Genomic DNA, 14,287 nt, shown 5'->3' with positions numbered 1-14,287 from the left:
GGAAACTCTATGAGCAATTGCAAGCATGTCACCCTGACAAGGAAAAGATTTATGTGATTTGTGATAATGCACGATATTACAAAAATAAGCACTTACAAGAAAAATTGGCAAGTAGCAGGATAAAACAGCTTTTCTTGCCTGCTTACTCGCCTAATCTTAATTTGATTGAAAGATTATGGAAATTTATGCGTAAAAAGGTCATTGATACTTGTTTTTATAGGAAGTTTCAAGATTTCAAGGAAAAGGTCTGTGAGTTTTTTACCCATATTGCCCAATATAAGCAGGAATTAGAAACCTTAATTTCTTGGAATTTTCATATCCCTAAAACCAAAACCAATTTTTATTGAGTATAAATAGTCAGCCAAAGGCATATATGGCTTTGAACTCGGGTGTGGCGAACGTGCATTCATAGTTTTCAGTTTGCCTGAAATACGAATGGCATAAATTGAGTTTTCCTTAATTCGTTGTGTAATGCTGTCTTTTAGCATAGGGTAGTTAAGCCCTTTCGCTTGAATGATAAATTGTATATCTGGTGTAAAGTCTTTGACAAAGGCAATGCCTGTACTATCGTTGTCGGAGACTTGCTCTATGTTACCATTAAACCGAATTTTATAAACGATACCCTCGTTCATCAACAATTCTCCATCTAATCTGTTGAAACCTCCGATTCCAAAATCACCGTGTTTTTTAAGATTTTCAAAAGTCATATTCCCATCATAAACGCCTGCGAGCAATGCGTCCATAATAGAATATTGATATACGAAATCGTCATTAGCTGAAATGACCGTAGTAGTTTTTTCTGCTTCGCTTTCAATATGGTTACAGGCAAAGAAACCCCATAAAGGAACAAGTATTATTAGTAAGTTTTTCATTGCTAATATTTTAACGATTTACCAATTTTAAAGCACCATCGCTGTATCTTGCCCCTATGTTTGGGTATTTCATAACAACCTTTTCAATTTCTTGCAATTCTTCTGCGGATAATTTCACATTAAGTGCTAATGCATTCTCTTCCAAATACTTTGATTTTTTTGTGCCAGGTATGGGTATTATATCTTCGCCTTTTGCCAATACCCAGGCTAATGCCAATTGTGCAGGAGTACAGTTTTTATTGGCAGCTATTGCCGCAAATTCATTCACCAACCTTGTGTTATTTTCTGCATACTCATCTTGATAACGTGGAAGTTTTCTGCGAAAATCGTTCTCCGCAAGTGTTGTTACTTCCAGCGTATTGGTTAATAATCCTCTCGCTAATGGCGAATAAGGGACGAATGTAATGCCAAGCTCTCTAACAGTATTCAATATCTCACCCTCAGCATCTCTTGTCAATAAAGAATACTCACTCTGTAATGCAGCAATAGGGTGTATTGCGTGAGCTTTTCGTATGGAAGATGCAGATGCTTCGCTTAATCCTAGGTACCTAACTTTTCCCTTCTTCACCAAATCTGCCATTGCCCCGATCATATCTTCTACGGGGATGTTTGGGTCAATGCGGTGAGCGTAATACAAGTCAATAGTATCAATTTTCAACCGCTTCAAACTTTTCTCTATGGCTACTTTAATATAAGCAGGAGAGCCATCAAAATAAGTCGTGGGTACACCGCCCTGCCCCGCGACACTGTCTTTAACCCGGAAACCGAACTTTGTTGCTATAAATACCTTGCTACGGTTAGGAACAAGCACTTTTGAAATCAATTCTTCGTTTGCTCCGTTGCCATATATATCTGCTGTGTCCCAAAAGTTAATGCCTAAGTCCAGTGCTTTATGCAAGGTGGCAAGGCTTTCTTTTTCATCAGCCGGACCATAAGCAAAATTGCTCGCCATACTCATACAACCCAAGCCTATTGCAGAGAGTTGGTTGTTAGTTTTACCTAAAGTTCTATAATTCATGATATGGTATTCTTTTTAAAGTTCTAAAATTTGATAACAATTTTTCCAAAAGCCTTGCCGGATTTGAGTCTGTAAAATCCCTCCTGAGTATGCTCTATCGGAAAAATACTGTCTATAACGGGTTTGAGATTGTTCTTTTCAACAGCATTCACAAGGTCATTGAGTTCTTGTGCATTACCCACAGAATATCCTTGCAAACGAATGTAGTTCATAATCAGTGGAACAATATTAAAGCTAAGCTGACCTCCTGACATAAAACCAATCAAACCAACATAACCGTGCTCTCTAACGGAAAGAATACTCTGATTAATAGTTTCTGTTCCTGCTACATCAAGCGTTACATCAACGCCCACACCATTATTCAAACGTTTTACTTCACTGCTCCATTCGGGAAATGCCTTGTAATTGATGACTTCATCTGCTCCTATGTCTTTCAATTTTTGTTCTTTTTCTTTGCTTCCTGTAGTGGCAATTACTTTTAGCCCGAAAATTTTGGCTATCTGTAAAGCAAATAACGAAACGCCTCCGCTTCCCTGAATTAGAATGGTTTGCCCTGCTTTAATGTTAGCTTGTGTTACCAAACTCGTCCAAGCTGTAAGCCCTGCAACAGGTAATGCCGCAGCTTCTTCGTGAGTAAGGTTTGTAGGTGTGCGTACCAATGTATTTTCGGGTTGTACGGTAAACTCTGCCAACGTTCCAGAGGTTTGCATTCCCGTTCTTAAGGCATTATGAAAATGCGTGGTTTTCCCAGCTTCCCAACGAGGGATAAATGGAATAATTACGCTATCGCCTTTTTTCCATCGGCTCACATTTTTACCAACGCTTTCTACCACACCCACGCCTTCTGAAACCGGGATGAAAGGTAACGGAATGTTAAAGCCTGCGGTGTTTTCGGTTAGAATGAGATCGAGATACTGCAAAGAAGCGGCAGTCGTCTTTACCAATACTTCATTTTCGCCGAAGGAGGGCATAGGAACTTCTGCAAGTTTTAAATTCTCTATGCCATAACTATTTAGTTGTATTGCTCTCATAAAATCAAAAGTAAATTTTATAAAGCAAAAATAGGCATAGATAAAATTAACAAATTATGCTAATCAAACAGATAGTTATGAAATAGCATTACTATCTTTTCTGAATTGCAAAGGCGATTTTCCTGTCTGTTTTTTAAAAAATATAATAAAGTTAGATGAATGTTCAAAACCAAGGGAATATGCAATTTCTGCAATATCCCAATTACTATATTGCAACAATGCTTTGGCTTCCATAGTTGTTCTTTCTGCAATCCACTCTGTGGTTGTTTTACCTGTAGCTTCTCTCAATGCACGGTTTAAGGTATTCGTGTGAATATTCAGCTGCGAGGCAAATTCATTGGCATTTTTTAGTTTAATGGTTTGGTTAGGCGAGTCAATCGGGAATTGCCTTTCTAATAATTCAAGAAATAAATTGCTGACGCGTTTTGAAGCATTCGCAGGCTCAAAGAAGGTTTTGGGAGGCTGCATTTTCATAGCTTCGTGCATTATTATTTGTACATAGGTTCTCAACAGATCGTTTTTATGTAAGTAAGAAGACTTTACTTCCAGAAACATATTCTCAAAAAAACCTTTTAGCAATCTCATACTTTCCTTGTCGGGAAAGAATATATGGTCGCCTCCAACTTTAAATAATTGTGATTGAGAAAGAGGGTTGCCTTTGAGTATAGGTGTCACAAAATCTTCTGTAAACAGGCAAAAAATACCTGTTTGATTTACTGAAGATGCCTCCCAAGAATAAGGAATTAATGGGTTCATAAATAACAAAGCATTATCTTGGATGCGGATTGCCTTGTCGGCGGTAGTGAGTATGCCTTCGCCTTGCACTACCAGAGAAATTTTGTAGAAATCCCTGCGGTTGGGCAACAGTGAAGTATTGGCACACAAAAACTCTTCTCTGCGATACACATTGAATTGATCCATTTGGGGATACTCTTGTCCGTGATTAGCGTAAAACTCTCTGATAGTTTCTTTATGTTTCATTGTAAAAAGTTATACCATGCAAACAAACAATCATCTCAATAATGTTCCGATTTGTATTTACAAATTGGTGATGGAGTAAGTTTTGTTTCTTTAATCTTCTGTGAAACGGGCTTTTTTGCGTATCTTGGGTTGTGTAGTCCTGCCCTTACTGCTGAAGAATAGGGCTTGGCGTAGTGGGGGCATTAGAAGCACTTCACTGTCAATACACCACAAAAGCTGATGCGAGGTAGAATGTTCAATTAACCAAGTCACCCGCCATTGAGCCAAACGCCTGTTATCGGTTGTTCTTCTTTCATTCATCGTGTCAAAGTGATTAGCATTTCGTCAATTCTATTTATTAAAATCGTTGAAGGTTCATCTCCTTTGTCTTTAAGTTCAAGCATTTCACAAATATCTTTTGCTGTCAGTATAACGATTAGTTTACCAGCTTCTTTTAATGCACCTTTTGCTGCTTTAACAGCGTTGTCGTCTGCTCCATTTCGTGCTATGATAAAACATGCAGAGCGAAGTGCTGTTAAGAATAAATATTTCTCGGTTGTGTAAATCTGTCCTTGTTTGATTGGGTCAGTGTAATTCTTAAACTCAAATAGAACATAACGAGTATGAAAGTCATTAGCTAATTCTGTCCAAAAATTATTTTGGTATGAAGAGATTATTTTACAAAGCAAATCAAACCTATGAAGTCCGTCATCTGTTGTCGGTTGCTTTTCCCATAAAGTTAGGTCTGTATTGTTGTCAAATAAATACTTTAAAATTTCGATGCACTTGTCTTCAAATTTAGTTGCATCTTCTCGTCTGGGATTTAACTTATGTAGTTCGTCACAAAGCTGTTTTCCTTTACGTTCAATTTCTTTCTGTTTTACTCTGGTCTGTGCTGCTAAAAGTTGTGGTATAATTTGATTTTTGAAATCACTGTCAACTATAAGAAGGTCGTCAATTGCTGCATTAAATGCTCTTAGTAAAATACTTTCAAGTTCATAGTAAGTTGTCGAGTGGTCAAAGGCAAGTGCAAATAGAGTTTTACGTCCCAAACTATTACGCCACTTTCTTTAAATATTTCATCTTTTAAACTTGGTGTTACATAGCTCGAAACAACAAGAATTAATTTAGAGTATTCGCTGTCCTTTTGTGATAATAGTCTGCGATATGCTTGTCTTAATAAGTCAAGTTTTGGGAGTTTACTTTTGTAAAATTTCACTTCGACATATGCGAAAGTGTTTTCGTATGTTGCTTGAAAGTCAAACCCTTTGTCTTTTGATGGTATTTCTGTCTTGAAACCGTTTAACTCAAATATTTTCTGAACAAGTTTTTCAAAGTCCTTGTAGAGAGAAAAGTCGTCAAAATTTATAAGTCTTTCCATATTGTAGTCTGTCTTTTAGAATAACCGATAACGGAAAGGCATTTGTGCAGGGTGGGTTTAGTAGCACTTTCCTTGTCCTACGCACAAAGTTTATAAAAAGCACAAAAGCTAAAATTACGCACATCAGCCCGCCTTTTCGCAAACATAATGTTGCCTGATGTTTTTATTCTTCGCTACGCACTCCGTTTATTTAATAAATTACTTCGTTCTCAAATAATCTGAACTCATTGATTTCTGTCTTATAACCGTTTTTAAGTGGCGAAGAAACCGCAACTTTTGACTTCAATACAATTGGTGTATGGTCTATTTCTTCGGGTTTGCTTGGAATAAAAAAGTAATCTTTCAATTTTTCCCAATCGCAATCTCGTAAAGTTACGATTTTGTCTAAATAGAAACTTACCCAACAATCCCCTAATTTTGAATTAGGCTTTTCTTGTGCTAATTTGTTTCTTGTAATCTCTACGTATTCGCTATCTAACTCAAAACCAATGTATTGCCTGCCTAATCTTTTGGCTGCAAGTGCCGTTGTACCTGTTCCATTAAAAGGGTCAAGCACGATGTCGTTTTCGTCTGTACTCATCAAAATTATCCTTTCCAACAAATGAATAGGCAACTGACAAGGGTGTTCATCTCTGTATTTATTGTGTTTTACTCGGTGTATGTCCGTCCAAACGTCTGAAAGTAAAGAGCCAAAAGGGTGCAAGCCTGCCTTTTTTCCGCCGTAGTCTTTGGATAAAAAGTTGGTTTTTCTATCTCTTTTGTGCGGATAGCGGACTTCGTAAAACTTCAATTGCTTGGCATCTTTGGCATAAAATAAAATTCCGTAATGGTTAGGTTGCAAAGTTTTTCCCATGGGTGCAGTAGGTGCGTCCCACGAAATCCAGTGTTTGAAGTCGGCAACTTTGTTGAGAAATCCTGCATAATAAGTAAGCCATTTTGGGATATTGTGCAAATAAATTGAGCCTGTGGGCTTGGTAATTCGCACCATTTCCAAAATCCACGCTTCGCACCACTCCAAATATTCCTGCAAAGCCAAACTATCTTTATACGATTTGTAGCCCTTTTTGAGATTGAAAGGTGGGTCGGCAAAAGTCATATCTACCGAACTATCAGGAATTTGCTTTAATAAATCCAAACAATCTCCTTGATATATTTTATTCAAAAATGGCTCTATCATTTCAAATTTTGCTTTAAAAAGTCCTTAAATCTCTCAATCTCGTCTTTGTGAAAGGTAAAAACTTCGTCAAAAGCCGTTACCATACGTTTCAAATCTCCCTGCCTCACGTACCAACCTATGCCATCAACAAAGCCAATAAATTTGGCTTGTGGATAATACCGTTCAATCAATTTTTTGATATTTCCTTCGGTTTTGGATTTATCGCCTTGTCCTGATGAAGTTGTTACCAAAAACGAACTTTCTATGATAATTTGCGGGTTTGCCTTACTTGGCAAAATGAAATCCATTGTCCGTTTTTCATCAAATTTATGCTTAAAAAGTTCCTCTAAATCTCCTTTCTCAAACGGAATTTTCAAGTCTTCTAAAATTGTTTTTATCAAAAATTCGGGATTGTTTTCCGCTTACCCTGAATAACTGCCCTTCTCTTTATAGCGTACTAAGGTATCAATCATTGCAGGAATTTCAAAATTTAGTTTGGAAATAGACAACTTTTTAAGTTCAAACAAAGGCAAAGTTTGGGCTAAAAATGGAACAGTTGAACCTTCAAAAAACAGATTTACAAGCCCTTTTCTGAAAAACTCGTTTTTCTTTATCATATTTTCCAAACGACTGTCCCCCCATTCTTTTACCGCCTCTAATTTTTCAGTTTCGCCCCATTTGTCTTTGAGTAAAAGTTTGGCAAGTTCCTTATTTTCAGCCACTCTCACAACAGTAATCAACCTTTTTAGACTTTCATTTGCAAAACCTGTCAAAGCTAACAATGCACGCCAACCGTTTTCTTTTTCGGCTAAAAGATTTTCAAAAATATCCTTTTTTAGTCCTTCTGTTTCCACTTTGTTTTTCAGCACAAGCAAAGTTTCGTTCAAAGAATTGATATAACTCTCGTACTTTTCTTGAAAAACAGGGTTGTAGAAATAGAAAGTATTTTTGTCTAAAACGGTTTGGTATTTTTGTTCAGTTGTCATAGTGCAAAGTTAGTAAAAAAGCCTACAAATTGCAGGCTTTGTGGTTGTTATTCTTTCTTAAAATATCAGGCAACGTTCAAGTATTTGCGAAGGCAGGGAATTTATTGATTGTCCAGCCCGGAACAAATGCCCAATTGAAAATATGTTGATGAAGTTATGAACTAAAGCTGAACATTGAACGTCGAGCCCGAACCGCTGCTAATGCCTGCACATAGCTGATGTTACAATGTCCAGCCCTGCTTTTGCAAATACGATGTTAGCGGCAGGCTTTTAATTTCTTAAAGTATGAAAATAAAAAATTAAAAACCTAATTTGTCTTTTGTCAATAAAAGAACAAAAAGTATAATTAAAGAAAATAATGTCCCAATAGGAATATACCAAATTGTTAAAATTGAAATTAACAGTCCGAATAAATAAGCCCAGCTTTGGTTTGTCCATAAGGCAAATAGCCAAAGTAACCAAAGTAAGCCATAAATGATAAAGAGAGGGGCAAGTTTAAAAACGTTAATATTAAGTTTGTAAAAAAGGATTGCCCACGGACCGGGCTTTTCAGGGCCGATGTATTTTCCTTTAAATAAAACGAACAACCCGTCGAGCAACATATAGCTTCCATTCAGTAGTCCAAGTATTGTTATAATAATTTTCATTTATTCCCTAATATTTTATGCATTTAGTGCAAGAAGTTGGGTGTTACAACCTCTAATTAAAATAGGTTTAATGCTTAAAGTTTGAAAATTAGTGATAAATAGTTTTTTATTCTTTCTTCTGTTCTATCTTATTCTTCTACCTAATTTTTCAACCTCATTTAGCCACTTAGTTCGCTGCTGTTCATCAGCATTTTTGATTATTCCAACATAAGTAACTTTCACAGGATTAACTCCACAAAATTCTAACGTTGATTTCTTTAACTGGTTTACACTTGGTCGTCCGTAAAATAACCAATAATACCAGCTTGGTTGATCAAGGGTGGTTATGATATGAGCAGTTTTACCTTTTAATAATTTATCCCACCACATAGAATTTTCCTTGTACCGAAAAGCAAAACCTGGTAAAAAAAGTCTGTCAATGAATCCTTTTGTAATGGCAGGTAGTCCGCCCCACCAAACAGGGTGAAACCAAACTAAGTGGTCTGCCCATTTAATTTTTTCCCATGCTTCTAAAAGGTCGGGTTCAAGTGCTGTTCTTTTTTGATATCCAAATTGTAAGTTTGGATTAAAAGACAAATCATTAATAATAATTTCTTTAATTTGAGCATCCGCATATAGAGCCCCTTTTTTATATGCTTCAAAAAGCCCAAAATTAAAGCTGTTGGCATTGGGATGACCGTTAATTAGTGTTATTTTTTTCATTTCTATTATTCAATTGCTACTCTTTTGTAAATTCATTGATGTTCTCCAGCATTTCCATAGCTTGTACCAAAGGTTGCCACTCTTTACCACAAAAAAGCCATAGAAACCATTTTGCTTTTCGGTTTTCATATTTCAAATTAAAAAACAACCATATGGATAATACAGTAAAACCAATAGTAAAAATACCTTGGAGTAACCACCAAGCCCAATATTCAGGTTTAAACATTGTATCATTCCAGTAAAAGATTGTCCAAAGTGGAAGTTGAAGAAAACAAAGCCTTGCAACATGGATAGTAGAAGTTTTTAAGGCTATAATTTTTTCCTGTATTTCAACTACCGTATTACTAAAGTCAATATTGTTTAATAAAATGAGTTGATACACATAAAATCCAATAGTCAGAGCGGTAAGAAAAACTTGTGCAGTGGCTGCAAATAAAAAAAACTTATTTGTGGTAGTGTATTGATTAATCCAAAGATTTGCCAAATAGCCGCCTAAACTAATAACCCATGTAATACCTACCAATATGGTAAAAACTTTAATCGGTTTTATTGAGGAAATCAGACTTTGAGCCTTAATCTTGGTAATTTCCTCAATATGCTGTCTATTTAACACCAAACTCTCAGTTATTTTGGCATTGGCAGACTTCCATAAATTCTTTAATTCGTTTTCGTTCATGAGTTCATATCTTTTAATTAAGTAAATCTGTTTTTCAATTTCTCTTTAATACGGCCAATTTTTGTTCCTACATTACTTACTGAAATACCCATAATGGAGGCAATCTCTGCATGAGATTTGTCTTCTAAGTATAATAGAATCAGAGCCTTGTCAAGATTATTAAGTTCGGCAATAAACTTATCCAAAATCTGGAGTCGTTCCTCTTGATTAATATCATACATGTCGGGTATTGCAGCGTGATTTTCATTAAGTAAAAAAGTATTTTTGTTATGCTCTTTATTACTTTTTCTGTAGAATGAAATAGCAACGTTTAAAGCAATACGATACAACCAGGTAGTAATGGCAAATTGGGTATTGTAGTTTGGCAAAGATTTCCATATTTGTAACATTATTTCCTGTAAAAGGTCTTGCCTGTCAACATCATTCTGACAGTATGTTTTAGCTACTTTATATAAGATACCTTTATGTGTTTCTATAATTTGGAGAAACTGTTGTGATAAATCGGATTGCTGCATTGTTAAATTAGTTCATCAATATAAGGAAGAAGACTATTTTTTTGCTTCTGGAAAAGAGGTAACAACATTTCCTTGTTCATCATAAAATTCCAATTTTGCATTGTTGTTTTTATCAATTAAAAATACTGCTTTAGGCATTCCTTTATTATCCAATAAATAGAGTCCATTTTTCCCATTTCTGCTTTTTCCTAATAACATACGAGGGCTAGTACCAACCAAGCCTTTTTCTTCATATTCTTTGTATTTTAAATCTGCGGCTTTTGGGTCTTTTTGTCTTAGCTCTTCTAATTCTTTATTTATAGCTGCCATAGTTTGTTGGTCTTGATTTTTAGGTTGGTCAATAAAAATCAAGCCATTGTTTATCCAGCGGTTTTCGCCTTCACGTTCATCTTCAAGTAATAACTGCATTACTTGGTCGCCATTGTATTGATCATAAGTAAGTGATAAACCCGATGTATGACCACCTTTTGTTTTTTTACCGTCATAAATAAAGCCCCCACATTCCTTGCCTTCTTCGTTAAAGAATAACATACCGGCTCTTTTCTTACGAGTTTCGTTTACAGGTAATCCATTGATTTTTTGTTTACCAGACGGAAATCTGTCCACATTCGTAATAACCAATTTAACAGTTCCATCTTTTTCAACAATATTGATGCGTTCTACATCAATTTCAGAAAATTTTGTTTTTTGTTTGTCATTAAAAGCGGCAGTAATAGTAAATATTACACCTATTGCGGTTGCAATGCCAAATGCTCTCCAAAAAAATAATTCTTTTTTCATTTGTTTAAAATTTTAAGATTTCAAGTTTGCTTATTTCTAAATGTTAAAGTGTTTTCTATCTTAAGCTATTTTTATTTACCCAGTGATTAATGGCTTGATATGATTTCGGATGATGTCTAATTCCGTTGTGCGATGCACCTTCAATGACAATAACATCAGCTTTGCTATTTTCCAGAACTGCCTTTTCTATTGCAGGTGCATAGAAAGCCTCATCTTTATTACCTACCAAAACCAAAGCAGGCACATTGACTGATTGCAACCCTCTTTTATAATCGTCTGGTGCCATACTTTGGTTAGCACGATAAGAGTAAGATCTAAGAGGATCCGACTCAGGTAAATTTAAGAACATAACAGGCAAACTGTCTTGTGAATGATTACTTATATCATTTAACATTTTCAAGCCAATAATCCGCATGATGTGCAGTTTCATGAATGGCTCTTCTTGATAAACCTTTCCTGTGGGTGTTGGAATGGCAGGGGAATTATGCCCTAAAAGAGGTGCAAACAGAATATAACCATCAACTTTTACTTTATTATTCATCATCGCATAATTCAAGGTAATGCCACCCCCCATAGAATGTCCAGCAATTATAATCTTTCCCTTTGGCTTTTGCTTACGAACAATGTTGATAATATCTGCCAAATCATCTGCGTACTGATTGATATAATCAACGTCACCGGCTTTACCTTCTGACTTTCCGTGACCTCTTAAGTCTATGGCAAACACTTCAGCTTGTGTTGCCTCTTGCAACAATCCTGCTGTCTTGTTGTACAAGTATGCGGTGCTTGCCACACCGTGAACGAGAATAATTGTGTTTTTGGTTTTTTTAGGAAACTGATAAGCAAATATTTTTCTTTTGTCCCTTACAGTGAAGTAGTAGTCATTGACTTTGTAAGCCTGTTCAAACCCCATTTCTTTGATAACTTCTGGGTCAATGTTCGTTGGCTGCGAAGCTTTAAAAAAAGGGTCGGGCATATTGATAAGTTTGGTTGCCTCCGCTATCAAACTATCTTTATTCCCTTTGAAATAGTCTTGCAAGATGCTCTGTCCTGAGACTGTGGTAACACACAAGAAAAGTGTCAATACTGCAATAATTTTTGAAACACCCATTTTGCTAATAATTAAAAGTGAAACTTGATTTTCCCAATTATTCGCAGTACTGGTCAAAAAATCACAGCAGAGTCAAAATTTTTTAATTTAGGGTGATGCACTTTTTTTAAGCTTGCCGCTAACGGAAAAATGTTTGCGAAGGGCGGGGTTTAGTAGCACTTTCCTTGCCCTACGCACAAAGTTTATAGAAAGTACAAAAGCCTAAATTACGCACATTAACCCGCCTTTTCGCAAACATAATGTTGGTAGCCGTTGTTTTCATTCGTCCTTGTACGGTCCCAAAAATTTGTCGCCGTTGAAATGTATCAAATGGTCGGGGTTGTCTGCTATCCAAACTTCTGTTTCCCAAGCAATTTCACTCGCCCATTTGCGAAATTCTGCCCGATTGAGAAATGCAGTAACATAAATAAGTTCTGCGGTGCATTTTTCTGTCAATTTTTTGAGTTCCAAAAGTCTTGTTTCGCTAATTGAACCGCTACTGTGTACTGCCTCAATCAAATATAACCAATTTTTCTTTGCGTGGTAGGCTATAATGTCGGGTAGTTCATCGTGTGAAAGTTCAAAGAAATTGATTTTCTCTAATTTCTTTTTGTCAATGTGTAGCATTTTGTTGGCGGTGTCGCCCACATAAAGCACTTGACTACCTTTACCAAAGCGGGGCAAAAACTCCTCAATGATAAGTTTTTGTAAAAGGTTGTGTTGTCCTGCTGAAAGTTCTAATTCTGTTCCGTTTGGCAATACAATAGGTACTTTTTCAATGTTACGTTTTCGAGCTAATTGTTCTTTCAAAGACGTTTTACCTTCCAAGTATTTTTGCAAAGTTTCATTCCATTTATCTGTTCCGTAGGTTTTCACCAAACGCATAAAACTTGTTTCCAAATTATAGCCTCTTGTTGGGTCGTTGGTGGCTGCATTAGGTTTGTCTGAACTGTTCAAAACCAAACCTGCCAAAACCAACAGTTTCAAATCTTTTCGGCGAATATCGTCATACGAACCACTTGAAATATTTTCTTCAAAATGAGTGTTGTTGAACGTAATAATATCCCTTGTTTTCAAGAAACGATTATCTACTGCCTCTGTCCATTTTTTGGTAATACCTGCCACTGCCAAAAACGCCATAGCCATACGTTCAAGACTTCTTTCTGTCTTGTCGTCTTTGGGAATACCTACTGAAACTAAAATATCAATTGCCTCATCAATAATCTTAGCAACGTTTTTTGATTTTTTTGTTTTGGTCAAGTATTTCATTGAAACAGGCTGATTTGATATGGTTGTGATTGTTTTTTTACAAATTCTTGTGGCTCAAAATCATTGAACAAATAATTTTTAATGCTATTTGCAATGTGCCAAGCCAATAAAGGCGGAACAGCATTTCCGATTTGGTAATACTGTTGTGTTTCTGTTCCGATAAATTCAAACCAATCAGGAAAACTTTGCAAACGTGCAGCCTCTCGTATAGATATGCGTCTGCGTCTTCCGTCTTTGAGTTTTACTCTTTGCATATCGCCTGTTGGTGCTGCAATATTTCGGCAAGTCAGAGTACGTGCAGGTTTGTGCAAATGTAAATCTCTTGGGTTGATACAAGATGAGGCTTTTTCATAATTGGCTACATACCTGTCCATTGATGCAGTCAAAATTTTACCTTCGTCTTGTATGGTTTCAATCAAATCTCCGATTGCTTCAACTACTGTTATTTTTTTGTTTTCAGGTTTTGGAAAATCAAATTTCCCTTTGTGTCCAATTACAAAAACTCGTTCTCTGTTTTGCGGAACACCGTAATTTACTGCATTAAGTAATTTATATTCAATAAAATAGCCTTCGTTTTGCAAGGTTTCTATCACTTCATCAAGATACCATTTGTTGCTATACAACATTCCTCGTACATTCTCAAAAAGCCAAATTTTGGGTTTTATTTGTTTAATGGCATTTATAAATGAGGGAAAACCATTTCTTTCATCATCTATCCCTTTTTGATGTCCGCCTACGCTAAAAGGTTGGCAAGGTGGTCCCCCAATGACTACATCAAAAAAATCTTTGTATGTTGTTTGTTCGGTTAATTTTTCGGCAAAACATTTTCCTTTTAAATTTCTGTTGTAGGTCTCAGTTGCTTTTATGTCCATTTCATAGCCAACAGTTTGAAAACCTACGCTTTCAAATCCTAATGATAAGCCTCCACAACCTGCGAATAAGTCTAAAACCGTAAATTCAAGGTCTGATACTGGTTTTAGTAATTCGTTTATTCTCTCTAAGTAGTTCATTCCGAAGTTCTTTACAAAGTTTCATTACTTGCAAAGTTACAAATTTTTTCTTGTTTTATCGTTGTTTTTTTCTTACAATGGCTACCAACGGTTTGCAGCTACCCGAAGGGCGGGACTTTTACCACAAAACTTGATTTGAAAAACTAATGTTCCATTAACCACAAAACTGTCTTTGGAACACGAAACCCCGCCTT

17 protein-coding genes are annotated in these 14,287 nt (G+C 36.0%); 1 reads left to right on the top strand and 16 read right to left on the bottom strand.

The annotated features are described in order from the left end of the window. A partial coding sequence (locus tag BM141_RS10845) for a transposase (protein ID WP_177217269.1) occupies positions 1–347 on the top strand: 347 nt, incomplete at its 5' end. Here the strand turns inward: BM141_RS10845 and BM141_RS10840 are convergent. The 16 genes from BM141_RS10840 to BM141_RS10760 all read right to left on the bottom strand — a co-directional run bounded on the left by BM141_RS10840 (position 297) and on the right by BM141_RS10760 (position 14,093). Next, positions 297–872: an acetolactate decarboxylase gene (locus BM141_RS10840; RefSeq protein ID WP_091545068.1), complete on the bottom strand. Its 576-nt coding sequence runs from the start codon at positions 870–872 to the stop codon at positions 297–299. The two genes, BM141_RS10845 and BM141_RS10840, sit on opposite strands and share 51 nt — an antisense overlap. A gap of 10 nt (positions 873–882) precedes the next feature. Continuing rightward, positions 883–1,890: an aldo/keto reductase gene (locus BM141_RS10835; protein ID WP_091545065.1), complete on the bottom strand. Its 1,008-nt coding sequence runs from the start codon at positions 1,888–1,890 to the stop codon at positions 883–885. 23 nt (positions 1,891–1,913) lie between these two features. Further along, positions 1,914–2,861 (bottom strand): zinc-dependent alcohol dehydrogenase family protein, encoded by a 948-nt coding sequence (locus tag BM141_RS10830; protein ID WP_177217343.1) that lies wholly within the window; start codon positions 2,859–2,861, stop codon positions 1,914–1,916. A gap of 135 nt (positions 2,862–2,996) precedes the next feature. After that, on the bottom strand, positions 2,997–3,902 hold the full coding sequence (locus tag BM141_RS10825; protein ID WP_091545060.1) for a helix-turn-helix domain-containing protein: 906 nt from the start codon (positions 3,900–3,902) through the stop codon (positions 2,997–2,999). A gap of 296 nt (positions 3,903–4,198) precedes the next feature. Next, positions 4,199–4,933 carry a hypothetical protein gene (locus BM141_RS10820; RefSeq protein WP_091545057.1) on the bottom strand — a complete coding sequence of 245 codons (735 nt, stop codon included), beginning with the start codon at positions 4,931–4,933 and terminating at the stop codon, positions 4,199–4,201. Further along, entirely contained in the window at positions 4,858–5,262 is a 405-nt protein-coding gene (locus BM141_RS10815; protein ID WP_091545054.1) for a restriction endonuclease, read from the bottom strand. The genes BM141_RS10820 and BM141_RS10815 overlap by 76 nt, the downstream gene beginning before the upstream one ends. A gap of 190 nt (positions 5,263–5,452) precedes the next feature. Continuing rightward, a complete protein-coding gene (locus tag BM141_RS10810; RefSeq protein ID WP_091545051.1) occupies positions 5,453–6,439 on the bottom strand; it encodes a DNA-methyltransferase in 987 nt (328 codons plus the stop codon). Then, positions 6,436–6,819 carry a DpnII family type II restriction endonuclease gene (locus BM141_RS10805; protein ID WP_221407667.1) on the bottom strand — a complete coding sequence of 128 codons (384 nt, stop codon included), beginning with the start codon at positions 6,817–6,819 and terminating at the stop codon, positions 6,436–6,438. The genes BM141_RS10810 and BM141_RS10805 overlap by 4 nt, the downstream gene beginning before the upstream one ends. Positions 6,820–6,840: 21 nt before the next feature. Continuing rightward, a complete protein-coding gene (locus BM141_RS10800) occupies positions 6,841–7,404 on the bottom strand; it encodes a hypothetical protein (protein ID WP_091545048.1) in 564 nt (187 codons plus the stop codon). A 770-nt stretch (positions 7,405–8,174) separates the two neighbouring features. Further along, positions 8,175–8,753: an NAD(P)H-dependent oxidoreductase gene (locus BM141_RS10790; protein WP_091545043.1), complete on the bottom strand. Its 579-nt coding sequence runs from the start codon at positions 8,751–8,753 to the stop codon at positions 8,175–8,177. 16 nt (positions 8,754–8,769) lie between these two features. Next, positions 8,770–9,429 carry a hypothetical protein gene (locus BM141_RS10785; RefSeq protein WP_091545040.1) on the bottom strand — a complete coding sequence of 220 codons (660 nt, stop codon included), beginning with the start codon at positions 9,427–9,429 and terminating at the stop codon, positions 8,770–8,772. A gap of 17 nt (positions 9,430–9,446) precedes the next feature. After that, positions 9,447–9,944 (bottom strand): RNA polymerase sigma factor, encoded by a 498-nt coding sequence (locus tag BM141_RS10780; RefSeq protein ID WP_091545038.1) that lies wholly within the window; start codon positions 9,942–9,944, stop codon positions 9,447–9,449. 33 nt (positions 9,945–9,977) lie between these two features. Beyond that, positions 9,978–10,724, bottom strand: coding sequence for a hypothetical protein (locus tag BM141_RS10775; RefSeq protein ID WP_091545035.1), 747 nt, complete (start codon positions 10,722–10,724; stop codon positions 9,978–9,980). 55 nt (positions 10,725–10,779) lie between these two features. Further along, a complete protein-coding gene (locus BM141_RS10770; RefSeq protein WP_143090890.1) occupies positions 10,780–11,835 on the bottom strand; it encodes an alpha/beta hydrolase in 1,056 nt (351 codons plus the stop codon). Between the two features lie 258 nt (positions 11,836–12,093). Then, a complete protein-coding gene (locus tag BM141_RS10765; protein WP_091545030.1) occupies positions 12,094–13,083 on the bottom strand; it encodes a BsuBI/PstI family type II restriction endonuclease in 990 nt (329 codons plus the stop codon). Next, positions 13,080–14,093: a DNA cytosine methyltransferase gene (locus BM141_RS10760; protein ID WP_091545027.1), complete on the bottom strand. Its 1,014-nt coding sequence runs from the start codon at positions 14,091–14,093 to the stop codon at positions 13,080–13,082. The genes BM141_RS10765 and BM141_RS10760 overlap by 4 nt, the downstream gene beginning before the upstream one ends. Positions 14,094–14,287 lie beyond the last annotated feature (194 nt).

It is taken from the genome of Thermoflexibacter ruber (assembly GCF_900113045.1).
Taxonomy (GTDB): Bacteria; Bacteroidota; Bacteroidia; order Cytophagales; family Thermoflexibacteraceae; genus Thermoflexibacter; species Thermoflexibacter ruber.
Note: the sequence above shows the minus strand (reverse complement) of the source record. Positions and strands in the feature narration are given on the sequence as shown.

Bases quoted from the DNA above. Each gene is read 5' to 3' on its own strand.
- BM141_RS10815 (WP_091545054.1), bottom strand. From the start codon at position 5,262: ATGGAAAGACTTATAAATTTTGACGACTTTTCTCTCTACAAGGACTTT.
- BM141_RS10825 (WP_091545060.1), bottom strand. From the start codon at position 3,902: ATGAAACATAAAGAAACTATCAGAGAGTTTTACGCTAATCACGGACAA.
- BM141_RS10800 (WP_091545048.1), bottom strand. From the start codon at position 7,404: ATGACAACTGAACAAAAATACCAAACCGTTTTAGACAAAAATACTTTC.
- BM141_RS10760 (WP_091545027.1), bottom strand. From the start codon at position 14,093: ATGAACTACTTAGAGAGAATAAACGAATTACTAAAACCAGTATCAGAC.
- BM141_RS10840 (WP_091545068.1), bottom strand. From the start codon at position 872: ATGAAAAACTTACTAATAATACTTGTTCCTTTATGGGGTTTCTTTGCC.
- BM141_RS10810 (WP_091545051.1), bottom strand. From the start codon at position 6,439: ATGATAGAGCCATTTTTGAATAAAATATATCAAGGAGATTGTTTGGAT.
- BM141_RS10830 (WP_177217343.1), bottom strand. From the start codon at position 2,861: ATGCCCTCCTTCGGCGAAAATGAAGTATTGGTAAAGACGACTGCCGCT.
- BM141_RS10775 (WP_091545035.1), bottom strand. From the start codon at position 10,724: ATGAAAAAAGAATTATTTTTTTGGAGAGCATTTGGCATTGCAACCGCA.
- BM141_RS10790 (WP_091545043.1), bottom strand. From the start codon at position 8,753: ATGAAAAAAATAACACTAATTAACGGTCATCCCAATGCCAACAGCTTT.
- BM141_RS10765 (WP_091545030.1), bottom strand. From the start codon at position 13,083: ATGAAATACTTGACCAAAACAAAAAAATCAAAAAACGTTGCTAAGATT.
- BM141_RS10785 (WP_091545040.1), bottom strand. From the start codon at position 9,429: ATGAACGAAAACGAATTAAAGAATTTATGGAAGTCTGCCAATGCCAAA.
- BM141_RS10780 (WP_091545038.1), bottom strand. From the start codon at position 9,944: ATGCAGCAATCCGATTTATCACAACAGTTTCTCCAAATTATAGAAACA.
- BM141_RS10770 (WP_143090890.1), bottom strand. From the start codon at position 11,835: ATGGGTGTTTCAAAAATTATTGCAGTATTGACACTTTTCTTGTGTGTT.
- BM141_RS10835 (WP_091545065.1), bottom strand. From the start codon at position 1,890: ATGAATTATAGAACTTTAGGTAAAACTAACAACCAACTCTCTGCAATA.